At 64.9% G+C, this 10,942-nt stretch carries 12 protein-coding genes; 5 read left to right on the top strand and 7 right to left on the bottom strand.

The annotated features are described in order from the left end of the window. Window positions 1–459: 459 nt before the first annotated feature. The 3 genes from Q0R27_RS10885 to Q0R27_RS10875 all read right to left on the bottom strand — a co-directional run bounded on the left by Q0R27_RS10885 (window position 460) and on the right by Q0R27_RS10875 (window position 2,895). Complete coding sequence (locus Q0R27_RS10885) at window positions 460–981, bottom strand: superoxide dismutase family protein (protein ID WP_293944400.1); 522 nt, start codon at window positions 979–981, stop codon at window positions 460–462. A 313-nt stretch (window positions 982–1,294) separates the two neighbouring features. Continuing rightward, window positions 1,295–2,056, bottom strand: coding sequence for an SDR family oxidoreductase (locus tag Q0R27_RS10880; protein ID WP_293944398.1), 762 nt, complete (start codon window positions 2,054–2,056; stop codon window positions 1,295–1,297). A 26-nt stretch (window positions 2,057–2,082) separates the two neighbouring features. After that, a complete protein-coding gene (locus tag Q0R27_RS10875; RefSeq protein ID WP_293944397.1) occupies window positions 2,083–2,895 on the bottom strand; it encodes an SDR family oxidoreductase in 813 nt (270 codons plus the stop codon). Window positions 2,896–3,178: 283 nt separating this feature from the next. On the opposite strand from Q0R27_RS10875, the gene Q0R27_RS10870 reads away from it, so the two are divergent. Continuing rightward, window positions 3,179–3,988: an SDR family oxidoreductase gene (locus Q0R27_RS10870; RefSeq protein WP_293944406.1), complete on the top strand. Its 810-nt coding sequence runs from the start codon at window positions 3,179–3,181 to the stop codon at window positions 3,986–3,988. On the opposite strand, the gene Q0R27_RS10865 is transcribed toward Q0R27_RS10870, so the two are convergent. Further along, entirely contained in the window at window positions 3,985–4,497 is a 513-nt protein-coding gene (locus Q0R27_RS10865) for a VOC family protein (RefSeq protein ID WP_293944395.1), read from the bottom strand. The two genes, Q0R27_RS10870 and Q0R27_RS10865, sit on opposite strands and share 4 nt — an antisense overlap. Continuing rightward, complete coding sequence (locus Q0R27_RS10860; RefSeq protein WP_293944392.1) at window positions 4,494–5,309, bottom strand: TIM barrel protein; 816 nt, start codon at window positions 5,307–5,309, stop codon at window positions 4,494–4,496. Before Q0R27_RS10860 ends, Q0R27_RS10865 begins: the two co-directional genes overlap by 4 nt. Window positions 5,310–5,389: 80 nt before the next feature. Between Q0R27_RS10860 and Q0R27_RS10855 the strand changes: the two genes are divergently transcribed. The 4 genes from Q0R27_RS10855 to Q0R27_RS10840 are packed head-to-tail and all read left to right on the top strand — an operon-like array spanning window position 5,390 to window position 9,009. Beyond that, complete coding sequence (locus tag Q0R27_RS10855) at window positions 5,390–6,601, top strand: aromatic ring-hydroxylating dioxygenase subunit alpha (protein ID WP_293944391.1); 1,212 nt, start codon at window positions 5,390–5,392, stop codon at window positions 6,599–6,601. Between the two features lie 25 nt (window positions 6,602–6,626). Beyond that, the gene (locus tag Q0R27_RS10850) at window positions 6,627–7,787 is read left to right on the top strand and encodes an acyl-CoA dehydrogenase family protein (protein ID WP_293944389.1); all 1,161 of its coding nucleotides are present in this window, start codon (window positions 6,627–6,629) and stop codon (window positions 7,785–7,787) included. Window positions 7,788–7,789: 2 nt separating this feature from the next. Further along, on the top strand, window positions 7,790–8,101 hold the full coding sequence (locus Q0R27_RS10845) for a Rieske 2Fe-2S domain-containing protein (protein WP_293944387.1): 312 nt from the start codon (window positions 7,790–7,792) through the stop codon (window positions 8,099–8,101). Next, entirely contained in the window at window positions 8,098–9,009 is a 912-nt protein-coding gene (locus Q0R27_RS10840) for a glutathione S-transferase family protein (RefSeq protein WP_293944385.1), read from the top strand. The genes Q0R27_RS10845 and Q0R27_RS10840 overlap by 4 nt, the downstream gene beginning before the upstream one ends. On the opposite strand, the gene Q0R27_RS10835 is transcribed toward Q0R27_RS10840, so the two are convergent. Together Q0R27_RS10835 and Q0R27_RS10830 are read right to left on the bottom strand one after the other, a co-directional pair. Beyond that, window positions 8,964–9,458, bottom strand: coding sequence for a MaoC/PaaZ C-terminal domain-containing protein (locus Q0R27_RS10835; RefSeq protein WP_293944384.1), 495 nt, complete (start codon window positions 9,456–9,458; stop codon window positions 8,964–8,966). The two genes, Q0R27_RS10840 and Q0R27_RS10835, sit on opposite strands and share 46 nt — an antisense overlap. A gap of 7 nt (window positions 9,459–9,465) precedes the next feature. Next, entirely contained in the window at window positions 9,466–10,812 is a 1,347-nt protein-coding gene (locus Q0R27_RS10830; protein WP_293944382.1) for an aromatic ring-hydroxylating dioxygenase subunit alpha, read from the bottom strand. Between the last annotated feature and the right edge of the window lie 130 nt (window positions 10,813–10,942).

Genomic DNA, 10,942 nt, shown 5'->3' with positions numbered 1-10,942 from the left:
CAGCCCCACCCCATCAAAATCACCCCGCAGCCCGACCGCCGACGCCATCGCAAACCTCCCACAGCTTGCGATGTTGAATCAGATCATAGCCGTCTTGGGAATCCCCCGCGTTGAGTCAGAGCCCAAGGGACTTGGTATAATTTCCCGAAATTACGGTGTCAGTGCGCTAAACTCCCCGCACCAACCGCTCCACCACCCGTCGCAACTCCGCCGGTGTATCCCCCGGCACCACCTCGACATAGCCGATCCCCGCCCGCCGCAGCGCATTACCGTGCTCGCCGGTTCCCCGGACAGGCTGCGCGCGGCAATTTCTTGACCGCACCGCTGCCCGCCCGCCCGCCCGTTCGCCGCGACGTGATGCGGGTCGTGGTTATGGGCAGTGCGTAATTGAACGAAGGGGCGAGTTTGACCAGTGCAGTCCAGAAGCGTTCAACATTGCCATGGCACGTTGAAACTCCCCTACCGCGCCGCCCCAACCACCGCGCACGCCACCCGGTCGCCGCTCGCCCCGCTCGGGTCGGTCCGGTAGTCGTCGGGCTTCGCATGGACGACCAGCGCGGTGCCGTCGGCATCGTCGAGTTCGCCCCCAAGCGGCGCGATCCACGCCGTGCCGCCGTCAGTGCCGACCTCGACATTGGGCAGGTCGCCGAGGTGCGCGCCCAGTGGGTTGTCGCGACCGTGCTGCTTGCCGCCGGGATTGAGGTGCCCGCCGGCGCTGGCGAACCCCGGGCCGGTGCATAGCCCGACCGCGTGGAGGTGCAGCCCGTGCATCCCCGGCGCCAGTCCGCCCGCCGCAACCCGCACCGTCATCGCCCCGTCGGCCGCCACCACGACCGCTCCGATCACTCGCCCGTCGCCCGCGATCAGCGCCACGCTCCGCCCCGGCGCAGCGCTTATCGCGCCGCCGCCGATCGGCGCGCAGCCACTTGCCATCGCCGCCATCAACACCCCGCCGATCAACGCCCGCGTGCTTCGCTTCATCGTCCTGCTCCGTGGTCCACTGCCATCCGCCCACCATGCACCAGCGGCGGGCAAGAAAACACTGTCCTACAGCCCCTGCTTTCTGTCACCGTCCGCGGATGCCGAGTCGCCGAACCAGCCCTGTCGTGCCGCTGCTTTCCGGCCCGTCGCTTGGTCCGAACTTAACCCACGTCAGTGCGAACATTCGGAACATTCGCCGCGTGAAGCAGACCGCGCGACGGCTGGCGCGGTGTACTTTTCTGCTGTCGGGGGGCGCGCGAACCGACCGCACCGGTTCCGATCCTGCTCGCAAGGTTGATGGTTTACACGCTGGTCAGAAGGGTCGAATTGTTACCGCGTTATCGATCACCAGTTCGGCACCGTTGACGAACCTCGATTCGTCCGAGGCGAGATACAGGACCATGTTGGCGACGTCTTCGGGCGCACCCTTCGCGCTGGGCGGGAGGACCCCGGCAACGACCGGCTGTTCCTGACCGACGCGGCCCTCGGCTTCCTGGACCATCGGGGTTTCGATCGCGCCCGGGTGAACCGAGTTGCAGCGGATGCGATAGCCTTTTTCCTGGCACATCACCGCGATCGACTTGGTCATCGACCGCACCGCGCCCTTGGCCGCCGAGTAAGCGAAGAAGATCGGGTAACCGAGCAGCGCGCCGGTCGACGACATGTTGATGATCGAGGCATTGTCGGCACGCTTCAGGAGGGGAAGCGAGTGTTTGCAGCCGAGGAAAACGCCTTCGTTCATGATCGCGTTGACCCGGCGGAACTGGTCGAGCGTGACGTCCTCGCAGTCGGCCATCTGGACGATCCCTGCATTGTTGACGAGGATGTCGAGCTTGCCGAAGCGGCGATCGATTTCGGCGATGACCGACAGCCAATTGGCTTCGTCGGCGACATCGAGCGCGAGCGCGAGCGCGCCGTTGCCGATGCGGTCGGCAACGCGCTGCGCGGTGTCGAGCGCGACATCGGTAACGATCACCGTCGCTCCCTCTCGCGCCAGCGCAGCGCAATCGGCGGCGCCGAGACCAGATCCGCCTCCGGTGACCAGGGCAATCTTGCCCGCAACGCGACCCGTCATCTGTCTCTCTCCTGCTGTACCAACACTCAGGCGGCGCCGGTTTCGTTGAAATAATCGGGCATTCCGCCCGGCCAGATCACGCCCCATTGCGCCTGGCCGCCATCGATGATGCTGAGCTCGCCGTTGACGAAGCGCGCGGCGGGCGAGGCGAGGTAAATGATCTTCTCGGCGACATCCCAGGCATCGCCCCGCATCTTCATCGGGTTGGCCTTGTGGAAACGGACGAGCGCTTCCTCGGGGTAAACGCCGAAACCCTCGGTCTCGATCACGCCGGGTCCGACGCAATTCACCCTGATGTTGAGCGGAGCCCATTCGGTGGCGAGTGTCTTCGAGAGGTAAATCACGCCAGCGCGTGCGGCGCAGGTATGCGCGGCCTGGGGCATGCCGCGTTCGACGTTGGCGACGATATTGACGATGTTGCCGGGGACGCCGGCCTCGCTCCAGCGCTTGGCGGCCTCCTGCATCATCCACCAACTACCGTTGAGATTGGTGTCGATCACCGCGAGCCAGCCCTTGCGGCTGAACTCGATCGCGTCCTGCGGAAACTGGCCGCCGGCATTGTTGACTAGCGTGTCGAGACCACCGAACTCGTCGTGGATCTCGCCGATGAATGCCTCGACTGCATCGGGATCGCGTATGTTGACGCTGCGTGCGAGAACCGGACGATCGGTCGCCTCGCCGATTAGCGCTTGGACGCGCTCGAGCTTGTCGAAATTGCGGCCGCAGATGGCGACGGTGGCGCCGAGTCGGGCGGCGAGGACCGCAGTCGCCTTGCCCATCCCACTGCCGCCACCGGTGACGAGGATTCGCTTGCCGACAAGGAGATCGGGCCGGAACACCGAGTCGCGGCGGAGGAGTTCGTCGTCACTTATGCCTCGACTTGGCCGACTGGGATCATTGGGATCCGGCCGCACATGATGTTTTGCCGGGCTGTCCATCCGCACATCCACTCCTCGTTATCGGAGTTTCATCGACGTTTTTGGAAAAACAATCAATTGTGTCTTTTTGTGGAGAGAAGTTCGTGCCATCATTTTGGCTTGCCGTGGCGGGCCGGAGAGGCAAATCGGTGCATCGGGGCGCCGCGATTTTCCAGTCAGGACTGACGGCGAACGGGAGGGCATGATGAGCCAGCTGGACGGCAAAGTCGCGATCGTGATCGGGGCGGCGGGGCGCGACAATATGGGGCAGGCGATCGCGCGCGCCTTTGCCGGGGCCGGCGCACGCGTCGTGGTCGCCGGGCGGAGCGAGGCGCCGCTCGAGGAGCTCGTCAGGGAGATCGGCGGCGCCGCGGTGGTGTGCGACATCGGCGACGAGGCCGACCTCGCGCGGCTCGCGGCGACGGCGCTCGACCGCTTCGGCGGAATCGACGTTGCGCTGAACGCTACCGGCTGGGGGCTGCTCAAACCGTTTCTCGAGACGAGCAAGGACGAGATCGAGCGGATCGTCGCGCTCCAGTTCACCGGTGCGATCCTGTTTTACCAGGCGATTCTGCGGGTGATGCGCGACGGCGGGTCGCTGATCCAGATCTCGTCGGCGACGGCGTCGATCATGCTCGAGGATCATGCCGCCTACATGGGTACCAAGGCAGGTTGCGATCATGTCATTCGCTGCATCGCCAACGAGTTCGGCTATCGCGGGATCCGCGCCAACTCGATCGCGCCGGGGTTCACGACGACCCCGATGACCGAACGCGCGTCGCGCAATCCGGCGATCATCGAGGCCTTCGTGAAGGAATATCCGCTGGGCCGCGTCGGAACGAGCGAGGACATTGCCGCGGCGGCGCTGTGGCTGGCGTCGGACGAGTGCTTCATGACCGGGCAGGTGTTGCAGGTAAACGGCGGGCTGACACTCCGGCGCAACCCGCGCAATGCCGAGATTGCCGCTTCGGTGAAGGCAGCGCGAACGGCGGCAGCCGCCGGAGGCGCTGGCTAGAGCACGCGGACAAGGGTTGCGGGGTCGCCGTCCCACCGCTCGGCGGCCTTGCGGATGGCGGCGAAAAAGGCCCGGATGGCGGGTCGGTCCTCGAGGATCTCGAGCATCGCGCCGAGCGTCGCGCTGGTATCGAGATAGACAAAGCGGATGTCGCCGAAACGGCCTTGCGCGGCGATCTCGACATCGGCGTAGCGGGCGAGCGCGGCGTCGAAATCGTCGGCGATGATCGCGACATGGTGGAAGCGGGTCTCTCCGGCCGGGACGGTGTCGCGAAATGCGGAAGGGCCGTCGTCGTGCTGCTCGACAAGCTCGATCTGGACGCTGCCCGACTGGGCGACGGCGGTCGAGAAGCGGACCGCGCGCGGTTTCCCGCGATGGAGCGCGTCCGCGATCTGGAGGTCGCGATTGACGAGAAACGGACCGACCCCGAACGTGCGATGCCACTCGTGCATCGCGGCATCGAGGTTGGGGACGACGAAGGCATATTGGAGGATGTCGAGTGAGATCATGGCGCGGAATCCTGGCGGTGGCGGGCAAGGAGCGCTCGGCTGGCTGTGACCGCGCGGAGGCAGCGGTCGAGCGCGGGAACTCCGGCCTTGTGCGCGGCGGACTGGGGCACTTCGACCTCGAACAACGTGCCGTACGCGAGCGGGGCGATCAGCGCGGCGAGCGGGAAGTCGCCGTCACCCGGCGTTAGGCGTTCGGCGACCGCTTCGCGCCAGCGTTCCTCGCCGGGCATGAAGGCGGGGCCGTCGCTTAGCTGAGCATAATCGATGAGTTCGGCGGCACGGGCAACGTCGCCGGCCGTGCCGCCGCTGCGCACGAGATGGAGCGTGTCGAGGACAACCGATCCCACACCGGCGGCGCGGACGATGCGGGCGGCCTCTCCAAGATCGGTGACGGCGGAAAAATTGTTGAACTCGAGCCCGGCGATGAGGCCGTGGTTCGCGGCTTGGGCGGCGAACGCAGCGAAACGATCGCTCGCCTCTTGGTCGCTCGCGATATTGTGGACGTGGGCGGTAGCGCGGGTCGCGCCAAGCTGCGCGCCAATCGCCAGCGCGGGTTCGAATTCATCGCGCGGTCCAGAGCGGTCGAGCGGGAAGACCTCGACATTGCCGAGGCGAACCCCATACTCGTCGAGGGCGGCGCGTAACGAGTCCACATCCGCCCGATCGACGAACGGGTAGCGACCGGCTGCTGCGTCGGGGACATGGGTGAACAGGCAGACGAACTCGACCTCGAGCTCACCGGCGATGGCGACCAGCTCGAGCGGCGAGGCGTCGAGCGCGGTCAGCTGGTGAAGCGACAAGGCGATCGGCACTGGCTCCTAAAAAAGACATTCGTGATTGTTTTTATCACAAGCTGTGCTAGGCGCAACCCAGTGCAACCAAGGTAATGACGATGGATGCCGCGACGGCTGAAGGGTTCAAGCAAGCAATGGATTACGAGCGTGGCCGCAAGGCTCCGCCCGAGAATTTCCCGAGCCTGCCCGACATCCCTGGCGTGCGCTATACCAACCCCGAATTCCTCGAGCTTGAGCGTGAGCGGATGTGGCGGCGGGCGTGGCTATATGCGGGGCACTCCGATCAGCTCCCGGAACCGGGCAGCTGGTTCCTGACGCGCGATCCGGGCGCGCCGATCCTCGTCGTGCGCGGTCTCGAGGGCGACATTCGCGCCTTCTACAACACCTGCCAGCACCGCGGCGCGCCGCTCGTCGCCGAGATGAGCGGAGAATCGCGGGGGTTCGTCTGCCCCTATCATGGCTGGAGTTACACGCTCGAGGGCAAGCTGGTCGCGGTGCGCGACAGGCGCGATTTCGTTGATCTCGATTTCAGCTGCCGGTCGCTCGTTGCGGTGCGCTGCGAAAGCATCGGCAACCTCATCTTCATCAACGAGGACCCCGAGGCTGAACCGCTGGCCCAGCACGTCGCGCCGATGGCGAAGGAATTCGAACAATATCAGTTTGGCACGCTGCGGCTGGTCGATTCGCGCAGCTATGAGGTCGAATGCAACGTGAAGGTGCTGCTCGACGCCTTCCTCGAAGTCTATCACGTCCAGTCGATCCACCAGAAGACGGTCGCCCGCTTCCTCGATCATCGCGGGATGGTGATCACGCTGTGGCCCAACGGGCATAGCCGGATGATCACGCCCAACAGCCGGCCCGAATGGCAGGACCCGGGGACGATCGGGATGCCCAAGATCGCGACCGTGACCGAGGTGCCGGCAAACAACAATGTCAGCTATCTGATCTACCCCAATTTCGTGATGCCGCCGTCGGACAGTGGGGTGCCGCTGCTCCAGTTCTGGCCGGTGACCGACCGAAGCTGCCGCGTGGTGTCGACCTGGATCGGACCCGATTATGACCCGGCCGCGTCCAACCCGCTGTGGGACACGCGGATCGCGAATTGGGAGCGCATCCTCTACGAGGATTTGCAGTTCGCACCGCAGATCCAGGAGTCGCTCGAAAGCAGGGGGTTTCGCGGCATGCCGCTCAATTACCAGGAGCGGCGGATCTATCATTGGCACGAGGAACTCGACCGGCGGATTGGCCTCAACCAGGTTCCGCCCGACGCCCGGGTGGCGCAAGTGCTGGGTGATGTCGTCGAGGCGTGACGGCACGAGCGAAAAGGGACGAGCATTGAATTTTCGACTGACCGACGAGCAACGCCAACTGCAGGCCACCGCGCGCGACTTCGCCCGCGCTGAACTGCCGGCGATCGCCGCCGAATTGGAGCGCGACAACAAGCCGCCGAGCCATGAACTGGTTTTGCGCTATGCCGAGATGGGGTTCCTCGGGATCAACGTGCCGACCGCGCTTGGCGGACTTGGCGCGGGAAATATCGAAGCGCTGGTCGTGCTCGAGGAATTTGCCAAAATCTCCTCGGCGGTGGCTTTCCCGATCTTCGAATCCTCGGTCGGACCGGTGCGCGCCATCGAGTATTTCGCGCCCACGGCGTTACGCGATCGGGTGGTGCCGATGGTCTGTCGCGGCGAGATGGTGATCGCGGTATCCATGTCGGAGCCCGACGCCGGCTCTGCGCTGACCGACCTCAAGACCAAGGGCGTCGTGCGCGGCGACAAGATCGTGCTCAACGGCACCAAGCGCTGGTGCTCGGGCGGGGGGCACAGCGATGCCTATCTCGTCTATTGCCGCCTTTCCGACGAGCCCGGCGCCCGGTCGATCGGCGCGGTACTGGTCGAAAAAGGCGCGCCGGGATTGTCGTTCGGCCCCAACGAGAGCCTGATGGGCTTTCGCGGCATCCCTTCGTCGGATCTCAACTTCGACGATTGCGAAGTGCCGGTCGGCAATATCGTGGTCCCCGCCGGGGGCTTCCGCAAACTGATGGAGGCGTTCGACCTGGAGCGCTGCGGCAATGCGACGATGGCGCTCGGCCAGGCGTCGGGCGCGCTCGACGACGTCAAGGAGTATGTCTTGCAGCGAAAGCAGTTCGGCAAGCCGATCGCCGATTTCCAGGCGGTCCAGATCAAGCTCGCCGAGATGCAGATGAAGGTCGATGCGGCACGGCTGCTGATCTGGCGGGCCGCGGCCAATGCCGAGGACGGGCTGCCGTCGGTGCTCGAAAGCTCGATCGGCAAATGCTTCAGCAACACCATTGCGCGCGAAGTAACCGGTGACGCGCTGCAGCTGATGGGCGCCTATGGTTATTCAAAGGAATTCCCGATGGAGCGGCGACTGCGCGACAGCTGGGGATGGGGAATCGCAGGCGGAGCGATCGACATCCAGAAGACCAATATCGCAAGCGCCATGCTCGGCCGCCGCTTCGACCAGCGACGCTAGGCATGGCGCGGGTCCGCATCGCCGCGCTCGATGAGTTGGCAACGAACGGAGGGACTCCAGTCGAGGTCGCAGGGCGTTCGCTGCTCGTCTGCCGGTCGAGTGCGGGAACGTTCGTGATCGAGAATCGCTGCAGCCACCAATTCACGCCGCTGGCGGGCGGCAAGATCAAGGGACCCTTCATCTTCTGCCCGTTGCACGGCGTGCGCTTCGACCTTCGCGACGGGTCGCCGAGCGGGACGCTGACGAGCAAGCCGATCGGAGTGTTCGCGGCGAGCATCGAGGACGATGTGCTCTATGCCGAGTTCGGCGAATGAACCTCGCGACCCCCATTCTTCACCATCATGATCCATCGCCGTTCGCGGAGAAGGCCAGGCTGGCATTCGGGATCAAACGGCTGGCGTGGCGCTCGGTGCAAATCCCGATGGCCATGCCCAAGCCCGATCTGCTGGCGTTGACCGGAGGCTATCGCGGGACACCGGTGCTTCAGGTCGGGGCCGACATCTATTGCGATTCGCGGCTGATCATTGCCGAGATCGAGCGACGCTTTCCCGACCCGCCACTGCTTCGCTCGGGGCCGCTGGTCAATTTCGGACTGCAGCATTGGAGCGACGAGGCGGTGTTCCCGCCCGGCGCGGCACTGGCGATGCACGAAAATGCGGCGGCGATGCCCGACGGATTGCTGACCGAGCGGTCGGCCTATTTCACCGACCTCGACTTTGACAGCTTTGCCCACGACGCCGATCATTTCCGCGCGCAACTCGCGGCTCATGCGGCGCTGATCGAAGCCCAGCTCGGCGACGGGCGTGCATTCCTTCTCGGCGAGGAGCCCGAGTGGGCCGACATCGGCGCTTACTTTCCCTTGTGGATGCTGGGCGGCCATGTTGCGAGCGGGCCGTCAATCCTGGCGGGAAAACCGGCGATTGCGCGGTGGTGCGAGCGGATGGCGGCATTCGGGACGGGGGAGCGATCGGAAATGACGGCTGAGGAAGCAATCGCGGAGGCCCGGTCGGTGGGCCTTACCGATGACGCCGGCGGAGACACAGTGCGCGTCTTCCCGGTCGCGCATCCCCAGACAGCGGCGGAAGGGAAGCTGATTGCCGCAAGCGACGACGAGATCATCATCCGCCGCCGCGATAATCGCGCCGGGGTCGTCGCCTTACATTTCCCGCGGATCGGCTACCGGATCGAGTCTGCCGATCGGTCGCGTCCGCCGCGGGTGTAGACGAGGTTGATGCTGGTGAAGGTGACCGCGTCCTCGCCGCGCTGGTTGATGACCGCATAGCGGGTAATCGCGGTGCCGCGGGCGGTGTTGCTATTCGAGGGACGAAGATCGATGATTTCCGACGTCACGTGGATCGTGTCGCCGGGCCGCACGGCGTGCTTGAGGCGAAGCTCGTCCCAGCCGATGCCGCACACGAAGTCGATATCGCCGTTGATCTCGTGATCGAGGATTCGCCACATCGCCATGACGTGAATTCCGCTCGCCACGACCCCGCCGAACGCCGATTGCCTGGCCAGTTCGGGATCGACGTGAAACCATTGTGGATCATAGGCGCGCGCGAAGTCGAGCACCTCGCCAAGCTCGACATGCTTGTCACGCGAACGGCGCTTCTCACCGACCGCGAGATCCTCGAACGCGCGGTGGGGGAGCGCGAGTGCCGGATCGCCCATCCGCCGGTCAGTTCGCCATCATCCGGTCGAGCTCGGCGTGGAAATGGCGAAGCCGGGCTTCCTGCTCGCTCCACAAAGGACCGCGGAAGCCGCGCGAGCGGGCGCCAGCCTGGACGATCGGCAACAAGTCCGAGTCCTGATCGAGTACTTCACCCAAGCCCGGCGGCTCGCCGAGCCCGGTGTGCACGACGTCGGGACGAGTGTCGCCGGTCACATCGAGCTCGGTGCTCAGCCCCATCCACGCAGGGGGTGCATAGCCCGGAGCCTCGACATGCGAATAAAGGATGATGGTGTCATAAGTGAACTGGTTCGGGTCGTCAGCATTGGGGAGGAAGCGGTGGAGGAAGACCGCTTCGGGATGACAGCCGATCTGGGCGTTGGGAAACACCGAATAGATCGTCGAGTCGCTCAGTTGTGTGTCACTGAAGCGGTCGTAGCCGAGGTTGTACTGGACCGAGCGAGCGCGCTTGGCTTGCTGGATCGCCGCGCGGCTGTCCTTCGCCGAGCCCGAAAAGACGGCCGGATCGATCCCGGCGTCCTTGAGCATCATCGCGATTCCGGGATTGATGCTGTCCTGGTCGCCGAAGCGCGGCGAGGGTTGGGCGAATGGCACGAACTGGCGGCTAAACCCGCCCGGCCACAGGTCGATCTGGGTACGATCGTCCATCAGGCACTGGGTCTGGGGGTGGATCGCATGGAGGTGATAGGTTTCGGCGAATGCGTCGACCCCTCCTTTCCAGTTGGCGCCCCAATCGGACTTGCGGTGCTGGATGACGTGCATCCGATCGATCTGATAGAGCTCGAGCTGTGGCAGGATCGGCGCGAGCCATTGCTTCAGCGGCTGGATGGCGGGGTCCATCGAGACGAACACGAGGCCGGCGGCGACCTCGCACCGCAGCGAGGTCAGGTTTCGGTCGTGGCACAGCACTTCGGGGCGGAACGTCTCGGGGTCGGTGACGGCGATGCTCTCGCCTTCGAGGTTGAATTTCCAGCTGTGGAACGGGCAGCTGAACTGCGCGAGCGAGCCGGTGTCGCTGGCGACGAGCCGCGAGCCGCGATGGGGGCAGACATTATAATGGGCATGGACGTCGCCGTCATCACCGCGAACGATGATGAAGCTTTCGGTGCCGATGTCGAACGTGGCGAAGTCGCCGGCCTCGCGAACGTCGGACACCGGGCAGGCCAGCAGCCAGCTCTTGGCGAACACCTTATCCCATTCGGCGGCAGCGAAATCGCGGTCGTGATAGCGGTCGGGGCTGCAGCGGCCAGTGCCATTGTCGATCTGCGGCGCGTGGGCGTTGAACGGATGCTCCTCGCCAGCATGAATGTCCCACAGCAGGTTCGGATAATCCATCGCTCGTCTCCTGATTCTTCCATAGCAGCTTCGGGGCTTTGCTGGAACCGATAAAAAGACAATCATGCTTGTTTTACAAGTGGGCTTTTCGCGGCCATGATAATTACTTGCGATGATTCCCCGCCAGGCG

Origin of the sequence: Sphingomonas sp., assembly GCF_025362505.1 — a bacterium.
GTDB lineage: Bacteria > Pseudomonadota > Alphaproteobacteria > Sphingomonadales > Sphingomonadaceae > Sphingomicrobium.
This window is presented reverse-complemented; position numbering and strand designations above follow the sequence as displayed.